20 protein-coding genes are annotated in these 18,419 nt (G+C 65.9%); 3 read left to right on the top strand and 17 right to left on the bottom strand.

The genetic code is table 11. The features are described 5' to 3' along the window. The first annotated feature begins 38 nt into the window (after positions 1-38). The 3 genes from lpxO (at position 39) to AC0ZZU_RS15905 (ending at position 1,992) form a co-directional block, all read left to right on the top strand. The gene (lpxO, locus tag AC0ZZU_RS15915; protein WP_476341973.1) at positions 39-938 is read left to right on the top strand and encodes a lipid A hydroxylase LpxO; all 900 of its coding nucleotides are present in this window, start codon (positions 39-41) and stop codon (positions 936-938) included. Positions 939-1,013: 75 nt separating this feature from the next. After that, entirely contained in the window at positions 1,014-1,352 is a 339-nt protein-coding gene (locus AC0ZZU_RS15910; protein WP_476341972.1) for a carboxymuconolactone decarboxylase family protein, read from the top strand. A gap of 70 nt (positions 1,353-1,422) precedes the next feature. Beyond that, positions 1,423-1,992 carry an N-acetyltransferase family protein gene (locus tag AC0ZZU_RS15905; protein ID WP_476341971.1) on the top strand — a complete coding sequence of 190 codons (570 nt, stop codon included), beginning with the start codon at positions 1,423-1,425 and terminating at the stop codon, positions 1,990-1,992. Positions 1,993-1,999: 7 nt separating this feature from the next. On the opposite strand, the gene AC0ZZU_RS15900 is transcribed toward AC0ZZU_RS15905, so the two are convergent. The 17 genes from AC0ZZU_RS15900 to AC0ZZU_RS15820 all read right to left on the bottom strand — a co-directional run bounded on the left by AC0ZZU_RS15900 (position 2,000) and on the right by AC0ZZU_RS15820 (position 18,359). Further along, positions 2,000-2,152 (bottom strand): hypothetical protein, encoded by a 153-nt coding sequence (locus tag AC0ZZU_RS15900; protein ID WP_476341969.1) that lies wholly within the window; start codon positions 2,150-2,152, stop codon positions 2,000-2,002. Positions 2,153-2,230: 78 nt separating this feature from the next. Then, entirely contained in the window at positions 2,231-3,271 is a 1,041-nt protein-coding gene (locus tag AC0ZZU_RS15895) for a 3-ketosteroid-9-alpha-monooxygenase, oxygenase component (protein ID WP_476341967.1), read from the bottom strand. Between the two features lie 127 nt (positions 3,272-3,398). Next, positions 3,399-4,802, bottom strand: a complete 1,404-nt coding sequence (locus AC0ZZU_RS15890) for a DUF1329 domain-containing protein (protein ID WP_476341965.1) — start codon at positions 4,800-4,802, stop codon at positions 3,399-3,401. 86 nt (positions 4,803-4,888) lie between these two features. Beyond that, the gene (locus AC0ZZU_RS15885) at positions 4,889-6,097 is read right to left on the bottom strand and encodes a helix-turn-helix transcriptional regulator (protein ID WP_476341964.1); all 1,209 of its coding nucleotides are present in this window, start codon (positions 6,095-6,097) and stop codon (positions 4,889-4,891) included. An 18-nt stretch (positions 6,098-6,115) separates the two neighbouring features. Continuing rightward, positions 6,116-7,330, bottom strand: coding sequence for an acetyl-CoA C-acyltransferase (locus tag AC0ZZU_RS15880; protein WP_476341962.1), 1,215 nt, complete (start codon positions 7,328-7,330; stop codon positions 6,116-6,118). 8 nt (positions 7,331-7,338) lie between these two features. After that, positions 7,339-7,809 carry a MaoC family dehydratase gene (locus AC0ZZU_RS15875; RefSeq protein WP_476341961.1) on the bottom strand — a complete coding sequence of 157 codons (471 nt, stop codon included), beginning with the start codon at positions 7,807-7,809 and terminating at the stop codon, positions 7,339-7,341. Between the two features lie 10 nt (positions 7,810-7,819). Next, positions 7,820-8,605: an SDR family oxidoreductase gene (locus AC0ZZU_RS15870; protein WP_476341960.1), complete on the bottom strand. Its 786-nt coding sequence runs from the start codon at positions 8,603-8,605 to the stop codon at positions 7,820-7,822. A gap of 86 nt (positions 8,606-8,691) precedes the next feature. Then, a complete protein-coding gene (locus AC0ZZU_RS15865; RefSeq protein ID WP_476341959.1) occupies positions 8,692-9,570 on the bottom strand; it encodes an SDR family oxidoreductase in 879 nt (292 codons plus the stop codon). Positions 9,571-9,584: 14 nt separating this feature from the next. Next, the gene (locus AC0ZZU_RS15860) at positions 9,585-10,736 is read right to left on the bottom strand and encodes an acetyl-CoA C-acetyltransferase (protein WP_476341958.1); all 1,152 of its coding nucleotides are present in this window, start codon (positions 10,734-10,736) and stop codon (positions 9,585-9,587) included. Between the two features lie 3 nt (positions 10,737-10,739). Further along, a complete protein-coding gene (locus AC0ZZU_RS15855; protein WP_476341957.1) occupies positions 10,740-11,798 on the bottom strand; it encodes an acyl-CoA dehydrogenase family protein in 1,059 nt (352 codons plus the stop codon). A gap of 9 nt (positions 11,799-11,807) precedes the next feature. Next, positions 11,808-12,971 (bottom strand): acyl-CoA dehydrogenase family protein, encoded by a 1,164-nt coding sequence (locus AC0ZZU_RS15850; RefSeq protein ID WP_476341956.1) that lies wholly within the window; start codon positions 12,969-12,971, stop codon positions 11,808-11,810. A 9-nt stretch (positions 12,972-12,980) separates the two neighbouring features. Beyond that, positions 12,981-13,733, bottom strand: coding sequence for an enoyl-CoA hydratase family protein (locus tag AC0ZZU_RS15845; RefSeq protein ID WP_476341955.1), 753 nt, complete (start codon positions 13,731-13,733; stop codon positions 12,981-12,983). Next, entirely contained in the window at positions 13,730-14,854 is a 1,125-nt protein-coding gene (locus tag AC0ZZU_RS15840; RefSeq protein ID WP_476341954.1) for an NAD(P)H-dependent flavin oxidoreductase, read from the bottom strand. The genes AC0ZZU_RS15845 and AC0ZZU_RS15840 overlap by 4 nt, the downstream gene beginning before the upstream one ends. Then, positions 14,854-15,753 carry an enoyl-CoA hydratase gene (locus tag AC0ZZU_RS15835; RefSeq protein WP_476341953.1) on the bottom strand — a complete coding sequence of 300 codons (900 nt, stop codon included), beginning with the start codon at positions 15,751-15,753 and terminating at the stop codon, positions 14,854-14,856. Before AC0ZZU_RS15835 ends, AC0ZZU_RS15840 begins: the two co-directional genes overlap by 1 nt. A gap of 17 nt (positions 15,754-15,770) precedes the next feature. Further along, complete coding sequence (locus tag AC0ZZU_RS15830) at positions 15,771-16,568, bottom strand: CoA-transferase subunit beta (RefSeq protein ID WP_476341952.1); 798 nt, start codon at positions 16,566-16,568, stop codon at positions 15,771-15,773. Between the two features lie 13 nt (positions 16,569-16,581). After that, positions 16,582-17,457: a CoA transferase subunit A gene (locus AC0ZZU_RS15825; protein ID WP_476341950.1), complete on the bottom strand. Its 876-nt coding sequence runs from the start codon at positions 17,455-17,457 to the stop codon at positions 16,582-16,584. Between the two features lie 11 nt (positions 17,458-17,468). Then, complete coding sequence (locus tag AC0ZZU_RS15820) at positions 17,469-18,359, bottom strand: VOC family protein (RefSeq protein ID WP_476341948.1); 891 nt, start codon at positions 18,357-18,359, stop codon at positions 17,469-17,471. Between the last annotated feature and the right edge of the window lie 60 nt (positions 18,360-18,419).

Raw genomic sequence — 18,419 nt, 5'->3', positions numbered from 1 at the left:
TGCCACGGCGCAACGCCGCACTCACCCAGTATTCGCTCATGAAAATCGCACTTGTCCTCCTTTTCGTCTTCTCGATCGCCTACGTGCACCTGCGCGGCCGGGTACGCCACAAGCTGACGCGCCAACTCGGCGACCACTCCAGCTTCCTGGCGCCGATCAATACCTTGCTCTACCTCTGCTCGCGGCTGCCGGCCAGGCCCTACCTTCCCGTGGAGGCATTCCCCGAGCTGCAGCCACTCAAGGACAACTGGCAGGAGATCCGCGCCGAGGCCCAGGCCCTGCTGCACGTCGGCGAGATCAAGAAGTCCGACAATTTCGACGATGTAGGTTTCAATTCGTTCTTCAAGAGCGGCTGGAAGCGCTTCTACCTGAAGTGGTACGGCGAAAGCCATCCTTCGGCGATGAAGCTGTGCCCTCGAACCACCGAGCTGTTGCAGGGTATCGGCACCGTCAAGGCGGCCATGTTCGCTACCCTGCCGCCCGGCGCGAAGCTGGTGCGTCACCGCGATCCGTATGCCGGCTCCTACCGCTTCCACCTGGGCCTCGACACGCCCAACGACGATGGCTGCTATATCGACGTGGATGGCCAGAAGTATTCGTGGCGCGATGGCGAGGGGGTGGTCTTCGACGAAACCTACATCCACTACGCCGCCAATACCACCGAACACAACCGCATCATCCTGTTCTGCGACATCGAGCGGCCGCTCAAGTACCGCTGGGCCTCTTCATTCAACCGCTGGTTCAGCCGCAAGGTCATGGCGGCCGCCGCGGCACCCAACGACGCCAATGACAAGACCGGCGGCATAAACCGCCTGTTCACTCGCCTCTACAGGATTCGCGCCCGCGGCAAGGCGCTGAAGAAGCGCAACCGGGCGCGGTATTACCTGGAGAAGTGGCTGTTCGTGGCGGCCCTGGTGCTGCTGTTCATCTACATCTGACCGAGCGGCATGTGTCGGCGGCTCATCCTGGTCTAGCCTGAAAGCTCCTGTTGACAACCCGACAAGGTGAAGACAATGAGCATGCTCGATTGGGACGCCTACCGTAAGCAGTTGATGGCCGGCATTGGCGACATCAGCCAACTGTCGCCCGACACGGTCGCCGGCTACATGACCGCCAGCGGCGCAGGCGCCAAGACCAACCACCTCAATGCCAAGACCCGCGAACTGATCTCGCTGGCCGTGGCCGTGACCACCCGCTGCGATGGCTGCATCGCCGTGCATTCGGCGCAGGCGCTCAAGCAGGGTGCCACCCGCGAGGAGATCGCCGAAGCCCTGGGCGTGGCCGTGGCGATGAACGCCGGCGCCGCGCTGGTCTATTCCGCGCGCGCGCTGGATGCGCTGGACAAGGCCTGAACCCAGGGAAACAGTTGCGCCTTGCACCCAAGGCTTTCACACTTCGGGGCTCACGCACCAGGGAGCCCCCATGATCCACATCCGCCCCATGACCGACGCCGACTTCGAGCGCTTCTGGCCAACCTTCCAGTCCATCGTCCAGGCCCGCGAAACCTATGCCCTTGACCCCTCGCTGAGCATCGAGCAGGCGCGCCAGCTATGGCTGGGGATGCCCCTGCACGCACGCGTGGCCGAGGCCGATGGCGAACTGCTTGGCGCCTATTACCTCAAGGCCAACGCAGCCGGGCCTGGCGGGCACGTGAGCAATTGCGGCTACATGGTCTGTGAAGCGGCGCGCGGGCGCGGAGTGGCCAGGCTCATGTGCGAGCACTCGCAAAAGCTGGCGCGCCAGGAAGGCTTCCTGGCGATGCAGTTCAATTCGGTGGTGTCGAGCAATGAAGTGGCCGTGGCCCTGTGGCACAAGCTCGGCTTCGAGACGGTCGGGCGCTTGCCGCGCGCCTACCGCCATGCCCGGCTGGGGCTGGTGGACTGCCTGGTGATGTACAAGTGGCTCGCCGACGAGCCGGTGACCGAAAAGCCCAGCCTGCTGATCGGGCGCAAGAACATCGAGGCGAAGGTGTCGCGCAAGCGCGGGCGCTGACGCCGCCTCAACGAAGCGCCTGCAGGCCCTGGAAGCTCGGCATCACGGCACATGACGGGCACTGCCCGGCGGCCGGCCATGCCGCCGACAGCGAGGTATACAGCACGATCAGCAACGTCAGAACAGGTACACAATAGGCGCGGCGGATTCTTGTTTTCATTATCGGCACTCCTGAGGTCCACCAAAAGGAGCATGCCGGCCTCGACAGGTGGGAGTCGAAACCGGCCTGCCCGTCGACTCAGCGTTCGTCGACGGTCACGATCTCGCGACGCTCGGCCATGCTCGCCGGCACCATGTCTTCATCGGTGAAGAACTGCTCGTACCATTCGCGCAGCTGGTACACCGGGCCGTCGTTCTCCGCCAGCACCGGCTTGTCGATGCGGATCTTGTGCTTCCAGATATCGACATCCTGGTAGAACGAGGCCCGGTTACCCATCACATAGGCCTGGGCCACTTCGCGGTTCTGCTCCTCGCTCCAGCCGGGGACGCGCTTGACCATGCAGCCAAAGCGCAGCTGGAAGCTGTCGGGCGTCACCGGCACGTGACTGTTGAGCAGGATGGCGTGAACCCGGGCGTCGCCGAACATCGAGCTCAGGTGCGTGAAATGGGTGGCCGGCCCGTAGTAGGCCGAGGGCGCGATCAGATCGCCACCCAGGCGCTCCGAGTCGCCATGGAAGATCTGCCGCCCGATATGGCCTTCGAAGACGTTGGCGAAATACTTGGTCGGGGTGCCGTGCACGGGGCCGAAGTGCTGGGCATCGACCAGATTGTCGACCAGCTCGCGCGGGTTCGTCTCGATGAGCATGGTGTCGATGTTCCACTCATGGATCCACTCATCGTCGTCCATCTCCTCGAGGTGCGGGATGATCACGCCCTCCTTGGGCGGCCGGCCCTCGGGGTTGTTCCAGACAAACAACAGGTTGTTCTGCTCGCAGGTCAACCAGCTGCGGGTCTTGGCCTTGGGCGGTATTCGCTTGCAGTACGGGATCTCCACGCACTTGCCGCTGGTGTCGTACTTCCAGTGGTGGAAGGGACAGACCACGGTGTCGTTCTCGATGGTTCCCTGGGACAGGTCCGCGCCCATGTGCGGGCAAAAGGCATCGAGGATGCTGATCTTGCCCTGGCTGTCGGCGAACGCCACCAGGCGCGTGCCAAAGATATTCAGGGTGTGCAGTTTGCCATCACGGTAGTCATGGGCATCACCGAGACAGTGCCAGCCGCGCGCATAGCGATGGGTACGCTGGGTGCTTTCGATGCTCAATTGTGCGAGTTTCGTCATGTTCTTGTTCTTCCTCGGGTGGAAACTCTGGGTCGCGCGGTGCATGCGCGGCAAACCCATGTCCGGCATGATCGAGCAGCCCATCGGGCTGCTCATCCTTCAAATGGACTAGGCCGGTGCCTGTTCGCTATTGGCCCGCCCGGCGGGCAGCTTCCGGACCAAAGTCGCGTGGGGTGAAGCCCCCCTTGTTGAGCACGTAGCCATTGCGTTGCTCGTTGATCAGGTTGAAGGCCAGGTAGCTGCCCGCGTTGAGGTCGTGATACAGCCCTACCCCGGCTTGCGGTACCTGGCTTTCATAGGCGTAGAAGTAGTTGAGCATCGAGGTGCGCCACAGCTCGCCGCGGGTGTCGTAGTTGTCGGCGAGCATCGGGAACCAGGTGTCCTCGTCGATGTACAGCTTGCGTTTGCCATAGAGGTGGCGGTAACCCGGCTTGAGCGTGCCTTCCAGCTCCCACACCCGGTGACGCTCGTAACGCATGGCTTCGGGGTTGATGTGCCCTGGGGTGAGCAGATCGGCGTACTTGAGATTGCCCTGGTGCAGGCGGTAGGTGTTGTAGGGGATGAACATTTCCCGCTTGCCGACGATCTTCCAGTCGTAGCGCTGCCCGGAGCCGTTGAACAGCCGTACCTCGTCCACGGTGATCGAGCCCCCGGAACCCGGGAATGCCATGTCGAAGCCATAGCCCGGCGACTGGCGTACGCGGCGCGTGCCCGGGTCATAGCGCCAGCTCTGGCGGGGCTCGGTCTTGTCATTCCAGAACTCGGTGCCGGTGTTGATCTCGCCCTTGTCGCGCTGCGGCAGCAGGGTTTCGTTGAGGTAGAACGAGGAGTTGCCCACCGTGTCGCCGATCTTGCCCGGTTGCAGCGCCGGGGCCAGGTTGCGCGAATGCACGCGACCCCAGTTGACGTTGCCGTTCTTCAACACGTAGGCGTTGTCGGAAATGTACTCCTCGGTCCAGGCGCGCAGGCTGAAGGTGGACGCGTTCTTCAGCAGCTCAAGGCCGCTGCGCGGTACCGGGAAAGGCACCCCGCCCGTCTTGCCGACGACCCCCTCGCCGTCATCTACCAACTTGGCGACCTTGGCGTTCTCGCGGGTGGCCTGGCAGACCGAATCGGCAAAGCGGAAGTCGCGGTGCGTCGGGTAGACAGGCATCTTGAAGGTGTCTGGGTACAGCTTGAACAGCGCTTTCTGGCCGTCGGACAGGTAGTCCGCATGGTCTGCGAGGTTCGCCGCCGTGATCACGAACAACGGCTTTTCCTGCGGATAGGGATCGACCGGATGATGGCCGGTCCCCTTGAACTCCACATGCGGGGGCACGCCCAGCCATTGGCCGACATACGGCCCGATGCTGCCATCCGCGTTGCCCTGCTTGTCGGCACCGACGCAGGTCAGCTCTTCCCCAAGACGCGCCACGTCCTCCGGTGCCGCGTGACCTGGGCCGGCAGCGAGGCTGCCCAGGAGCAACGCCACGAGTACCCACTGGCGACGGTCATCGTGAGGCTTGCAAGCGCGGTCTGTACGCTCGGTCATTGTTGTTCTCCGTGGTTTTCCGATAGCGGTGGCCCAGTATCGTCAGCGCGGCAAAAGCCAGGCATCGTCTGCTCGGACTACCGCATTCAGACCGCCGTCTTCATCCCGGCCGGCACGGCGCCGGGTGGGCCCAGGGCGACCACGCTGTTGAGCAGGATGCGCACCAGTTCGGTCTGGCGCCGTACGCCGGTCTTGGAGAAGATCGAGCGCAGATGGGCACGGGCCGTATTGCGCCGGATACCCAGCACTTCGGACGCTTCCTCAAGGGACATGCCGTTCGCCAGCTCCAGTGCAAGCGCGGTTTCCGCAGGGGTCAGGTTGTACAGCTGGGCGGTGGCCATGCCGCTGACCAGGGACTTGCCGACGGCATCGCGCACATAGACCACTACCGTGGGCTGGCCCCTGCCCTCCACCCGCTCCTGCGAAGGAATCAACTCCACCACCACGCCCAGGCTGACCTGCCCGGAGGGACGCGAGATCGACAGCGCCTCGGCGCTGTAGCCTTCGGCAGGGCTCTGTCTCGCCCGCTGGAACGCGTTGCGCACCAGGCGCGCCAGCTCGCGGTTGTCACTGGGGTAGGTTGCTTCAAGACGCCCGCCCACCAGCTTGAGCCCGTCATTGCTGTCGAGAATATTGCTGGCCACCGGATTCAGTTGCAGCACGCTGCCGCTCTCGTCGAGCACGATGGTCGCCACCGACAACCGATTGATCGCCTGGAAATACAGGCTCCCCAGCGATTCACTGCGGTCCAGCAGCGCATGCAGGTGCAGGGCCCGTCGCAGATGCGGCAGCAACATCGCGCAGAACGCCCGTTCCGCCTCAGAGAACCTGGGCTGTTCACGCCGGCGGTTGACCCGAAAACGCAGCTTGCCGCCGTCGGGCATGCTGATATCGGCGCCGAGCATCTGGAAGCACCCGTAAGGTTGGCAATACAGCAGGTAAAAGGAGGAGCCCAGCCATTGCTCCTCGCTCATCAGGTCCTCGATGGTGAACACGCGGTCCAGGGGCAGGCTGTTGAACGGCGTGGACTTGCTGTAGTACGCGTAGTGCTGGATCTCCCCGGCGCCGCTCACGTCTCCCACCGCAAGCATCGGCGACAGATACGGCTCATCCACCGCACGCAGGATCAGGGTGACGATGTTGGCCTGGAAAATCTCCTGGAGCCGCCGCAGGGAGTGCGCAACCCTGCGGGTATCCAGCGCGCCCTCGTAGAGATTGCCGATGAGTTCCTCATAGGCTTCCAGGTCAAGACCCATCAGCGCCAGTGCCTGCGCATTCGACATGTGGCTTTGCATGGGCATGCTCCTGTAGGTCTAGCGACCGGGCAATTCGAACAATCCGGCTGCGCCCATGCCACCACCAATGCACATGGCCACCACCACATACCGCGCACCGCGCCGACGGCCTTCGAGCAGGGCATGGCCCACCATGCGCGCCCCCGACATGCCGAACGGATGCCCGATCGCGATGGCGCCGCCATTGACGTTCAACCGGTCAGGCGCAATGCCCAACGCGTCCTGGCAATGCAGCACCTGGCAGGCAAAGGCCTCGTTGATCTCCCAGAGGTCGATATCAGCCACGCTCAGGCCGAAGCGCTTGAGCAGCCGGGGCACGGCCACTACCGGGCCGATGCCCATCTCTTCGGGCGCGCAGCCCGCCACGGCGATCCCGCGATAGATACCCAGCGGCGTCAGGCCCCGCCGGCGGGCCTCGGCGCGGCTCATCAGCAGGCTTGCCGAAGCGCCGTCGGAAAACTGCGAGGCGTTGCCCGCCGTCACGTAGGCGCCCTGTTCGATCCACTGACCGTCCTTCCAGACCGGCTTGAGCGTTGCCAGGTCCTCCAGCCGGGTCCCCGGACGGTTGCATTCGTCCCGGTCGACCCACACCGACTCGTGCCCGGCCGGCTTGCCCTCTTTGTCCAGGCACAGCTTGTTGACCTGCAACCCGGCGATTTCCTCGTCGAACAGGCCGGCTTGCTGAGCGGCCGCGGTGCGTTGCTGGCTGCGCAGGCTGTACTCGTCCTGGGCAGCGCGGCTGATGCCGTAGCGCCGGGAGACGATCTCGGCGGTTTCGATCATCTGGATATAGGCGCTGGGCATGACCTCCAGCACCGCCTCGGAACGCGCACGGTAGCTGTTCTTGTGCTTGTTCTGGGTGAGTGACAGCGATTCCACGCCGCCGCCGATGGCGATGTTCATCTCGCCGGCGAGAATGCCCTTGGCCGCGACGCCGATACTCATCAACCCCGACGCGCACATGCGGTCCAGTGCCATGCCCGGGACGCTGTCAGGCAGCCCGCCCGTGTAGGCGCACAGGCGCCCGATGTTGTAGCCCTGGGTGCCCTGCTGCACCGCCGCGCCCATGATCACGTCCTCGACCGCGTCAGCTTCGATGCCGGCGCGGTCGAGCACGGCGCGTACCACGTGGCCACCCAGGACCGGCGCCTCGGTGTCGTTGAACGAACCGCGAAAGGATTTGGCCAGGCCCGTCCGGGCGGTGGCGACAATGACGACTTCTTGCTGATCCATGGGAAGACTCACTCGCTGACGGAATTGAAGGTGTAGCGGCTGATGGTGTCGACCACACAGCCAGGGCGGTCTTCGCCCTCGATTTCCACGCTGATGCGCACCACCAGCTGCACCGCGGCGCCGACCGCGTCGGCGCGCAGCACCTCGCCACGCCCCCGCACCCGGGAGCCCACCCGCACCGGGGCGGGAAAGCGCACGCGCTCGCAACCGTAGTTGACGCCCATGGCCAGGTTGTCGACGCGCATCAGCTGAGGCATGAACAGGTTGGCCAGCGCCTGGGTCAGGTAGCCATGTGCGATGCAGGCACCAAAGGGACCCGCCGCCGCGCGTTGCGGGTCGACGTGAATCCACTGGTGGTCCCCCGTGGCTTCGGCGAAAAGATCGATGCGCTGCTGGCTGATGCCCAGCCAGTCGGTGGCGCCAAGGTCCAGTCCGGGCGCTTCGAGCAGCGCCTGCGCGCTGGTGAATACATGGGTCATGAAGGTCTCCTCACGCCTGTTGGGAACTGACCGATAGCACTTCGCCGACCATGTAGGAGGCATAATCGCTGGCCAGGAACATCATCACATTGGCCACCTCCCACACCTCGGCGGCACGGCCAAAAGCCTCGCGCTGTGCCAGGCTGGACAGCAGCTCTTCGCTGGCGGCCTTCTTGAGAAAGTCATGCAGCGCGATCGAAGGCGCCACGGCGTTGATCCGGACCCCGAACTCGGCGGCCTCCAGGGCGCTGCAGCGGGTCAGGGCCATGACCCCGGCCTTGGCCGCGGCGTAATGGGCCTGCTCCTTCTGTGCGCGCCAGCCCAGCACCGAGGCGTTGTTGACGATCACGCCCGCGCCGCGCCGCTGCATCGGCCCAAGCATGGCGCGGGTCATGCGGAACGTACCGGTCAGGGTCACGTCGAGCACCCGCAGCCATTCCTGGTCGGTCATCTCGATCAGCGCCTTCTGCCCGCCCAGGCCGGCATTGTTGATCAGCACGTCCACGCCTTGCAGGCAGTCCTCGGCGGCTGCGACCAGTGCCTGGACCTGTTCTTCCTGGGTCACATCGCACAACTGGCCAAAGACCGATTGCAGTCCGGTTTCGGCCTTCAGGCGTTCCACCGCCTCTTCCAGGCGGCGCGGGTGGACGTCGGAGATCATCAGCGCCCGGCAGCCTTCTTCGGCGCTTCGCCGGGCAGCGGCGTAACCGATACCGCCACCGGCGGCGGCGGTGATGAGCACGGATTTGCCAGCCAGCAACTGATGCCCGGGGACATAAGGGGGAGCGTGTTTCACTTGGCGTTACCTCGCAGGAAAAGACAGCGCCAGATATAACCGTGCCCCGCACAGCCCGGCATCGTCAAAACGGACGTGTCGGGTGCTCAACCGCCCCAGACGCGCTGCGCCGGCGGTGCTTGCGCCACGAGGGCATCGAGCACCTCGCCCACCTCCTCCACCTGCCAGCGTCCGCCCTTGTCGCGCGTGACACCGGTGCGCCAGCCATCGGCCAGCGAGATCCTGCCGCCCTGGCTTTCAATGACCTGGCCGGTGACATGCGCGGACGCCGCGCTGCCGAGCCAGACCACCAGGGGTGCGACGTTCTCCGGCGCCCAGGCATCGAAGCTGCCGTCCTCGGGTTTTTTCACCAACTCGGGCATCGCGCCCTCGGTCATGGCGGTGCGTGCGGCCGGAGCCAAGGCGTTGGCGGTCACGCCGTAGCGTGCGAGTTCCGCCGCCTGCACCAGAGTAAGCGCGGCAATCCCGCCCTTGGCCGCCGAATAGTTGGACTGGCCGATCGAGCCCTGCAGGCCGGCACCGGAGCTGGTGTTGATGATGCGTCCGCCGACCACCGTCCCTGCCTTGGCAAGGTCGCGCCAGCGCCGGGCCAGCAGGTTGGCCAGGCAATAATGCCCCTTGAGGTGCACCTGCATCACCGTGTCCCAGTCCTCTTCGCTGAGGCTGAGAAACAACCGGTCACGCAGGACGCCCGCGTTGTTCACCAGCACGTGCACTTCGCCGAAGGCGGCCAATGCGGCCTCGACGATACGCTGGGCACTGGCCAGCGTGGTGATGTCGTCGCTGTTGGCGAGGGCCTGGCCCCCGCTGGCGTGGATCTGCCCGACCACGTCGCGGGCTGCTTCGCCGCGGATATCATTGACCACCACATTGGCGCCTTCGGCGGCGAACGCCAGAGCGTAGGCACGGCCCAGGCCGCCCCCGGCCCCGGTGATGATGACGGTACGACCGCTACACATTGCCATACGGCACTCCTTCTCTAGAGACGTTCGATGATGCTGACGTTGGCTTGGCCACCGCCTTCGCACATGGTTTGCAGGCCGTAGCGGCCACCGCTGCATTCAAGCTCGTTGAGCAGCGTGGTCATCAGCCGTATCCCGGTCGCGCCCAACGGGTGCCCCAGGGCGATGGCGCCGCCATTGACGTTGGTCCGGGCCGGGTCGTAGTCCAGCTCCTTGGCCCAGGCCATCACCACCGAGGCAAAGGCCTCGTTGATTTCCACCCGGTCGATGTCGCTCATGCTCAGGCCCGCCTTCTGCAATGCCTTGCGGGTCGCAGCGATCGGCGCGGTGAGGTGCCAGATGGGGTCATCGCCCAACACCGTGAGGTGATGGATGCGCGCCCGTGGCGTCAGGTCGTAGCGTTTGAGCGCCGCCTCCGAGACGATCAGCAACGCCGCCGAGGCATCGCAGGTCTGGCTGGATACGGCCGCGGTGATCAGCGGATAGCGTGGATCGACCGGCTCCAGGCCGGCCATCTTCTCGAGACTGGTCTGACGCGGTGTCTCGTCCTGGCGCAACGCCTGGTACGCCACGATCTCGCGGTCGAAGCGGCCACTGTGCACCGCCGCAAGGGCGCGCCGATGGCTCTCCAGCGCAAAGCCTTCCATGTGATCACGGCTCAGTTGCCAATGCTCGGCGATGCGCTGGGCGGCGTAGAACTGGTTCACCGGCTGATCGCCAAAGCGGGCGCGCCAACCGGCGCTGCCGCTGAACGGATCGGCAAAGCCCAGTGGCTGGCCCGCGAGCATCGCGGCGCCGATGGGAATGCTGGTCATGGTCTGCACACCACCCACGGCGATCACATCCTGGGTGCCGCTCATCACGGCCTGGGCGGCAAAATGCAACGCCTGTTGCGACGAACCGCATTGACGGTCCACGGTGGTGCCCGGCACGCACAGGGGCAGCCCCGCAGCGAGCCAGCTGGTGCGGGCGATATCACCCGCCTGGGCGCCGACGGTGTCGACGCAGCCAAAGATCACATCGTCGTAATCCTCGGCAGGGATACCGTTGCGCGCCACCAGAGCCTTGAGCACATGCGCGCCCAGGTCGATGGCGTGAACCTCGGACAACGCCCCCTTGCGCTTGCCCGTCGGGGTGCGCAGGGCATCGATGATATAGGCCTGGGCCATGGTTCAGTCCTCGAAGGTATGGCCCGGGCCAAGCCGGGCGGCAGCGGCGAACAGGTACTCGCCGACACGGGATTTATGGAAGCCACGATCGCCCCAGGCCGCATCCAGCGACCACGCGCGCTTCATGAACATCTGCAGGTCGACCTCCCAGGTGTACCCCATGGCGCCGTGCACCTGGATCGCCTTGCGCGCCGCCAGCCAGCTGGCTTCGCAGCAGGCCAGGCGCGCCTGGGACACCCAGCGCCCGGCACTCGCCTCGTCTTGCGCCAGGCCATGGGCGGCGCGGTACAGCACCGGCTTGGCGTGCTCGATCTGCCGGGCGACGTCAGCCAGGTGGTGCTTGACCGCCTGGAAGCTGCCAATGGGCTTGCCGAACTGTTTGCGCTGGGCCACGTAGTCCACGGACAGGTCCAGCATGCGCTGGGCGAGACCCAGCAGTTGCCCGGCCACCGACAAGGCGCCGCGGTCGAGCATGCGCGCCTGCAACGCCCTGCCCTGCTCGCCGCCGACCAGCAAGGTGGCGGGGCTCGGGCGCCAGCTCACCTTGCCCAGGCGACGTGACGCGTCGATGCTCGGATTGGCCTGAACATCCACTTCGCTGCGGGGCACCGCATGCGCGGCATCGCCCTCGAACAGAATCAGGATTTCGGCCAGCTGAGCGTCGCTCACCAGCGGATTGACCGGATGGCCGACCGCCATGCGCACGCTGCCGTCGGCGATGCGTGGCAGCAGACGCGAACGCGCCGGATGGCCGGGCTCCAGTGCGCTCAGGAGCCCCGCCGCGACATAGGCGGTGTCGGCCAGAGAGTCGGGAATGGCGTAGTAGCCCAGCTCCTGGGTCATCAGTGACCAGGCCACATCGTCCATGCCCAGCCCGCCTTCGGCCTCGGGGACCGACAAGGCAGTGAGGCCCTGGGCGGCGATCTTGTTGCGCAGGTCCGGCGAGCGGCCGGCGTCGGTGTCCCAGATCTCCCGGAGCATCTCCGGGGCCGCTTCGGTCATCAGGAAACGGCTGATGGCCTCGCGAAACGTGAGTTGGTCATCGCTGAAAGTGAAGTCCATGGCCTGCTCCTACTTCGGCAAACCGAGCATCCGCTCGGCAATGATGTTGCGCTGGATTTCGTTGGTGCCGGCGTAGATAGGCCCGGACTGGGCAAACAGGAAACCTTCCAGCCAGCCCGCCGCATCCCCGGCGGCAGGCGCACTGGCGAGCAGTTCGCCGCGCGCGCCGAGCAGGCGCATGGCCGTGTCATGCATCTTCAAGTCCAGCTCCGACCAGATGATCTTGTTGATGCTCGACTCGGCGCCGATCTGCGCACCCTGGCTCAGGCGTCCTACCGTGTGATAGGCGCTGAGGGCATAGGCCTCGGCTGCCATCCAGCAGTCCTGCACAGCGTCGCGCAGGCCCGGATCACGGTCGGCGCTGTCGCGGTGCGCCTGGTACAGTTCCACCAGCCGCCGGGCGGTGTACTGGAAACGCGCGGGCGAGCGCAGCAGCAGGCCGCGCTCGAAGCCTGCCGTGGCCATTGCCACGTGCCACCCTTCGCCTTGCGCGCCAATGCGGTTTTCCAGCGGCACCCGCACCTCGTCGAAAAACACTTCGGCGAAAGCGTCCTTGCCGTTGAGGGCCTTGATCGGGCGGATGCTCACGCCTGGGGCATCCAGCGGCACCATCAGGAACGACAGACCGTGGTGACGGCTCGAACCCGGCTCGCTGCGGAACAGTCCGAACAGCCAGTCGGCGAAGGTCGCCCGGGTGGACCAGGTCTTCTGCCCGCTCAGCACATAGCTGTCGCCGTCGAGCACCGCCTTGCTGGTGATCGCAGCCATGTCCGAACCCGCGTTGGGCTCCGACCAGCCCTGGGCCCACATGTCCAGGCTGGCCGCCATGCGGGGCAGGAAGCGCTGTTTCTGCGCCTGGGTGCCGAACTCCATGAGGGTCGGGCCGAGCAGCAACTGGCCGTTCTGGTTGACCCGCATGGGGGCGCCGGCGCCGTAGTATTCTTCCTCGAAGATCAGCCATTCGATCAGGCCGCAACCACGCCCGCCAAGGTCGGCCGGCCACATCACCATGGAGAGGCGGCTCTCGAACAGCTTGGCCTCCCAGGCACGGTGCTGCTCGAAGCCCTCACGGGTGTCATAACTGGCCAAGGGCTGCTTGGGCAGGTTGTGCTTGAGCCAGGCGCGCACTTCGGCGCGAAAGGCGATCTGTTCAGGTGTATAGGTAAGCTGCATGGCGCGCCCTCAGAACTTCGCGTCGCGTTTTTCGACGAAGGCCCGGCGCGTCTCCGCCGAATCCGGGCTGTTGTAGGCCTGCAAGGTGAAGCCCTGCTCCCAGCGGTACTTGTCCTCCAGGTTGCCCTCCTCGATGCCGTTGAGCGCTTCCTTGGCGATGCGGATCATGGCTGAGCTCTTGCTGGCGATACGCGCCGCGATTTCCAGCGCGGTCTCGCGCAACTGCTCGCGCGGCACGACCCGCTCGATGAAGCCGTAGCGGCTGGCTTCCTGGGCGCCGATGCTGTCGCCGGTGAAGAACAGGTAGCGCACCTTCTGCACGCCGAACAGCCGTTGCAGGTGGGCGCCGCCGCCCATGGCGCCGCGGTCGACTTCCGGCAGCGCGAACGTGGCGCAGTCGGCCGCCACGACGATGTCCGCAGCCCCGGTGATGCCAATGCCGCCGCCCAGCACATAACCGTGCACGGCAGCGATCACCGGCACCGGGCTGCGGTGCACGGCCTTGAACGTTGCGTAGTTGCCCGCATTGACCGCAACGATCCGCTCGGGATGGGCGTCGAGCTCCTTGATATCGACGCCGGCGCAAAAGCCGCGGCCTTCGGCGCGAATCACGATGACGCGCACCTCGGGATCGGCGCCGAGTGCGTCGATCTGCTCTGCCAGGGCCTGCCATTGCTGGCTGTCCAGCGCATTGACCGGTGGGTTGGCGATCACCAGCTCGGCGACGCCCGCGTTCAGTTCAGTGGTAAAGGCGGCATTCACAAGGCTTCTCCAGTGTTCGCCAGGCGAACGGACAATGAGGGTTCACACACCGGCCCGCGCCGGGCCATCAGCGCGTCCAGGCAACGCCCGGCATCGCGGGCGATGCCTTCGATCACGTCGGCGCAACTGAGCAGTTCATCGATGGCCGCCGCCACCTGCCCGCTCGGCAGGATGCCTTCATCGGGCAAGCCGTCGACCATCGAGCGTTGAAGCAAGACCGGCTGGTTCGCCGCCATGACCAGCTCCGACAGGGCGGCGGGGTCTTCGCGCAGGCCGCGCAACAGCACCTTCAACAGATGGCCGGCGCTCATGCCGGTGTGCTGCTTCCACTGCCAGGCACTGCCCAGGGCGATGCGCAGGCGCGTGAAGGATCCGGCCTGTTCGAGGCGGTTGATGAATGGGTTTTCGATCATTCGGTGACGCATGCCGTCTACCGCGGTGGTCACCCGTACGTGCTGGGGGTCGGCGACCGCCAGGTAACGCGCCAGGGTCGCGGCCGGGGTGGGCGATTCGCGGGTCATGAGAAAGCGCGTGCCCATGGCGATGCCGCTCGCGCCCGCCGCCAGGGCCGCGGCCAGGCCGCGGCCGGTGGAATAGCCACCGGCGGCGATCACCGGCACTTCGACTGCATCGAGCACCTGGGGCAGCAGGATCGAGCTGGGCACGCCGCCGGTATGGCCACCGCCCTCGCCGCCCTGGATGGTGATTAGGTCGGCGCCCAGCGCCTGGGCCTTGAGCGCGTGCTTGAGCGCCCCGACCGTGGGGATGCACAGCACCTTGGCGGCCTTGAAGCGGGCGATGGTCTGGGCATCCGGGCCCCGCCCGTAACTGACCGCGCGCAGGCGATAACGGATGGCCAGGTCCACGCACTGCGCGGCGTTGTCCTGGAACATGTGAAAGTTGAGGCCGAAATTGCTGCCCCCGGTGGCATCGAGGACCTTGCGGATCTCGCCTTCGAGGTCTTTGCTGGCCAAGGTCGCCGCCGCTAAAAAGCCGAAACCGCCTGCGTGGGTGGTGGCAATCACCATGTTGGCATCGGCCACCCAGCCCATGGCCGTCTGCACGATCGGGTAACGGCAACCCAGGGCCTCGGTGAGCGCCGTGTGCATCCAGGCACCCATCACGAACGCTCCTGGCGGTTGGCCTGGGCCATGGCCTTGGCATCGAAACCGCCAAGCTTGTCGCCGGACAGCAGCTCGTTGTGTGCATGGGCGAAGTGGTGCCAGGCAAACGCCGCTTCCATGCCCGCCCGCTTGCCTTGCAGGTCTTCAACATGGTTGATCGCCTGCTTGGTCAGCGCCAGGCCCATGCGCGGCTGGCGTGCGACGCTAGCGGCGAGGGCGTAGGTGGCGGCCTCGAGCTCGGCGGCCGGGACCATCCGGTTGACCATGCCCATCGCATGGGCACGTGCCGCGGTCATGCGATCGCCGGTGAACAGAAACTCCTTGGCGATACGCGGGTTGAGCTCGTAGGGATGCGCGAAATACTCCACACCCGGGATCCCCATGCGCACGACCGGGTCCTGGAAGAACGCATCGTCGCTTGCGACGATCAGGTCGCAGACCCAGGCCAGCATCAGCCCTCCGGCGATACACGCGCCGTGAACCATGGCGATGGTCGGCTTGGGCAATTCACGCCAGCGCCGACACATGCCCAGGTAGACCTCCTGCTCGCGGGCGTACAGCTGCTCGCCACCCGGCTTGTTGGTGTGGTCCCACCACAGGTGGGCGCGCTCGAACGGTTTGTCGAGGTCCCGCCCGGGCGTGCCGATGTCGTGCCCGGCGCAGAAATGCTTGCCGGCGCCCCGCAGCACGATGACCTTGACCTGGTCGTCGTCTACCGCCTGGCGCAGCGCGGCATCCAGCGCGTAGGTCATCTGCGAGTTCTGCGCGTTGTGGAACTCAGGGCGGTTCAGGGTCACCGTGGCGATGTGCTCGCTCACGCTGTAGAGCACGGGGGCGTCGGTCTCGTAGACCGCCCGGTCCTCGCGGACCACGAACGGGCTGTCGCTGCTGTGCATGATGGCGCTCCTCGGGTTCAGGCGGTGCGGATGCCGGGCGGGTTGCCCTTGATCGCGGCGCCACGGTAGTCATGCGGATCGAGCCGGCGGATCAGCGCCAGCTGCTCGGCGCTCGGGTGCGCGGTTTCCTGCAGCGTTGGCGAGCGCAGCAAGGGGAAGCCGGTCTTGTCCTGGACCTCGTCGAAGCTCACCCCAGGGTGCAGCGTGCGGACCTGCGCCGCGCGCTCAGGGCCGTCGAAGTCCAGGGTGCAGAGGTCGGTCACCACGCAGCGGATGTCCATCAGGTCGCGCCGCACACCCTCGGGCCAGCGCTCGGCCTTGAAGCCGACGCCCGACACCATGTCCACCTCGCCCGAGACGAACACCCGGGTGTTGTGATTGGGCACGAAGAAGGAATTGAGGTGATTGATACTGTTGCCCGGCAGGCCGCGCACACCGAGGATCGCCGTCCTGGGTTTCTGGTAGTCGCCGATGCAGGACAAGTTGGTCTGGCCCCAGCGGTCCACCTGGCTGGGGCCGATCATGGCGTGACGGCGCCCGCCCCAGACGCATTCGAACACCCGCTCGAACGACAGATAGCCTGAATAGCGCGGCGGCTCGCCCTCCCTCGGCCCCAACGGTACCGGCTCTTCGACCAGAAACGCTTCACTGTCGGTCATCAGCAGGTGCGGGCTGTGGGTGAGCTTGGCCAGGCTTGCACCCAGGCGCGGGATCACCCCAAGGCCCGAGGCAATCACTTCGCCATCGCCGCGCCAGGCTTCGGACGCTGCGACGATCATCAGTTCGGCGAGGGTGAACTCACAGTTGGCAGACATTGTTCAATTCTCCTCAGAACACAGGCAGGGGCAGCGCGCCCATGCGTGCAGCGCCACCATTGGCGTCTTGGTAGGCCTGTTCGCCCGGGGCCACGTAGGTCTCCACGTACTCAGCCCAGCCCTGCTCTTGCTGGCTGCTGGCGACGTAGGCCTTGAGGTGCGACATGTCCCAGCCGTAGTCCGACGGGCAGGAGGTCGGATGCGCGCCCAGCGGCGAATGCACCACACCGGTCACCAGGTAGCGCTCGAAGGTATTGCCCCGCGCCTGCTCGGCCGTCAGGGACAAGCGCTCCTCCAGCCGCTCGCAGGACACAAAGCACTGCTGGGCAGCGCGGGCGAACAGGTGATCGAAGTACGGGTCGGGGCCGCTGACAAGGCAGTTGCCGAGGCGGTCGGCCACGTTGACGTGCAGAAACGCCACGTCGAGTTCAAGCGCCGGCATCGCCAGCAGGACTTCGCCGTCGGCATAGGGCGAGGCGACGGTCTTGAGGGCGGGGTTGAGCCGCGTGACATCGGTGGCCAGGCCGCACCGGGTAGGCAGGAACGGCAAGCGCATGCCCGCGGCGCGCAGGCCCCACTGGAACATGCCCTCGTCGAGCTCCAGCAGCTCCAGTTCGCCCGCCTCGCGCGCCTTGCGGTAGTAAGGCTCCAGTGGAATGGCGTCGAGCGTGACAAAGCCGAAGACCAGCTTGCGCACTTTGCCGGCGGCGCACAGCATGCCCACTTCCGGCCCCCCGTAGGCGACCACGGTGAGGTCCTTGAGCGGTGAGCGCAGGATCTCGCGGACAATCGCCATCGGCTTGCGCCGGGGCCCCCAGCCACCAAAGCCGATGGTCATGCCATCGCGCAGTTGCGCGACAGCGTCCGCCGCCGTCAGTTGTTTGTTCATGTGCAGGTTCCTTACTGTTGGCCGACCGAAAAGTCGTGGCCCCAGATGCTCACGCGGGTGAATTCGAAAGCCGAATGCTCGGCCCAGTCGACTTGCAGGCCACCAAATCCGTACTCCAGGTCGAACGCCGACGGGGTCTTCATGTAGAAGCTGGTCATGCGGTCGTTCAGGTGCTGGCCCAGGGTTGCCGAGAGGCGCACGTCATGGGCAAGCAGGCGGTCATGGGCGCGGCCGACCTCGGTCATCGAGTCGACCTCGACCATCACGTGCACGCATCCCGAGGGCACCGGGTATTCGGCCAGCGCCAGGCTGTGATGGCGGGCGTTGCGGCAATGCAGGAAATGGATGCGGATCGGCGCGGCCGAAGGGTCGGGGCGGAAGTTGAAGATGTCCGAAAGTTCGAAGCCGAGCACGTCCTTGGCGAAGGCCAGGGTGGCGTCGAACTGGGGCGCTGGCAGCACCGTGTGCCCCAGGCCCATGTCGCCGGTGATGAAGCGCGGCACACCTTGGGGCGAGGTGAACGGCTGGCAGTCGGAGCGATGTCCCCAGCTCAGCTCATGACGGTTGCCGGAGGGGTCGGTGAGGCCGACCAGTGCCTGCACGCCGCGTTGTTCGATCTGCTCGGCGCTGCCCGCTTGCCATTCGATGCCGCAGGCGTCCAGATGGGCAAGGGCTGTCTCGAACGCCGCCTGCGAGGCGAGCTCCCAGCCCGAGGCCAGGTAACGCGGTTCGCTGCCTTCCTCGATCAGCATCCGAAACGGACGCTCATCCATCTTCACGTACAGCCCGCCCGCTGGCGCCGGGGTCACCTGCATGCCCAACACCTCCACGGCATAGCGCTGCCACTGGCTGAGGTCTGCGCACTGGGCGACGAAGTAGCTCAAACCGCGAATCTCGATCATGCCGCTGCTCCTGGTTGGCAGAGTGGATATGCCGCCATTGTGCGAATCACGACCACTGCC

Source organism: Pseudomonas sp. JE3303 (genome assembly GCF_056312565.1).
The sequence above is the reverse complement of the archived record's forward strand: the minus strand, read 5'-3'. Positions and strand labels throughout refer to the sequence as shown.

Excerpts from the sequence above, each read along its gene's own strand:
- lpxO (WP_476341973.1), top strand. The coding sequence starts at position 39 with ATGAAAATCGCACTTGTCCTCCTTTTCGTCTTCTCGATCGCCTACGTG.
- AC0ZZU_RS15910 (WP_476341972.1), top strand. The coding sequence starts at position 1,014 with ATGAGCATGCTCGATTGGGACGCCTACCGTAAGCAGTTGATGGCCGGC.
- AC0ZZU_RS15905 (WP_476341971.1), top strand. The coding sequence starts at position 1,423 with ATGATCCACATCCGCCCCATGACCGACGCCGACTTCGAGCGCTTCTGG.
- AC0ZZU_RS15900 (WP_476341969.1), bottom strand. The coding sequence starts at position 2,152 with ATGAAAACAAGAATCCGCCGCGCCTATTGTGTACCTGTTCTGACGTTG.
- AC0ZZU_RS15895 (WP_476341967.1), bottom strand. The coding sequence starts at position 3,271 with ATGACGAAACTCGCACAATTGAGCATCGAAAGCACCCAGCGTACCCAT.
- AC0ZZU_RS15890 (WP_476341965.1), bottom strand. The coding sequence starts at position 4,802 with ATGACCGAGCGTACAGACCGCGCTTGCAAGCCTCACGATGACCGTCGC.
- AC0ZZU_RS15885 (WP_476341964.1), bottom strand. The coding sequence starts at position 6,097 with ATGCAAAGCCACATGTCGAATGCGCAGGCACTGGCGCTGATGGGTCTT.
- AC0ZZU_RS15880 (WP_476341962.1), bottom strand. The coding sequence starts at position 7,330 with ATGGATCAGCAAGAAGTCGTCATTGTCGCCACCGCCCGGACGGGCCTG.
- AC0ZZU_RS15875 (WP_476341961.1), bottom strand. The coding sequence starts at position 7,809 with ATGACCCATGTATTCACCAGCGCGCAGGCGCTGCTCGAAGCGCCCGGA.
- AC0ZZU_RS15865 (WP_476341959.1), bottom strand. The coding sequence starts at position 9,570 with ATGGCAATGTGTAGCGGTCGTACCGTCATCATCACCGGGGCCGGGGGC.
- AC0ZZU_RS15860 (WP_476341958.1), bottom strand. The coding sequence starts at position 10,736 with ATGGCCCAGGCCTATATCATCGATGCCCTGCGCACCCCGACGGGCAAG.
- AC0ZZU_RS15855 (WP_476341957.1), bottom strand. The coding sequence starts at position 11,798 with ATGGACTTCACTTTCAGCGATGACCAACTCACGTTTCGCGAGGCCATC.
- AC0ZZU_RS15850 (WP_476341956.1), bottom strand. The coding sequence starts at position 12,971 with ATGCAGCTTACCTATACACCTGAACAGATCGCCTTTCGCGCCGAAGTG.
- AC0ZZU_RS15840 (WP_476341954.1), bottom strand. The coding sequence starts at position 14,854 with ATGGGTGCCTGGATGCACACGGCGCTCACCGAGGCCCTGGGTTGCCGT.
- AC0ZZU_RS15835 (WP_476341953.1), bottom strand. The coding sequence starts at position 15,753 with ATGCACAGCAGCGACAGCCCGTTCGTGGTCCGCGAGGACCGGGCGGTC.
- AC0ZZU_RS15830 (WP_476341952.1), bottom strand. The coding sequence starts at position 16,568 with ATGTCTGCCAACTGTGAGTTCACCCTCGCCGAACTGATGATCGTCGCA.
- AC0ZZU_RS15825 (WP_476341950.1), bottom strand. The coding sequence starts at position 17,457 with ATGAACAAACAACTGACGGCGGCGGACGCTGTCGCGCAACTGCGCGAT.
- AC0ZZU_RS15820 (WP_476341948.1), bottom strand. The coding sequence starts at position 18,359 with ATGATCGAGATTCGCGGTTTGAGCTACTTCGTCGCCCAGTGCGCAGAC.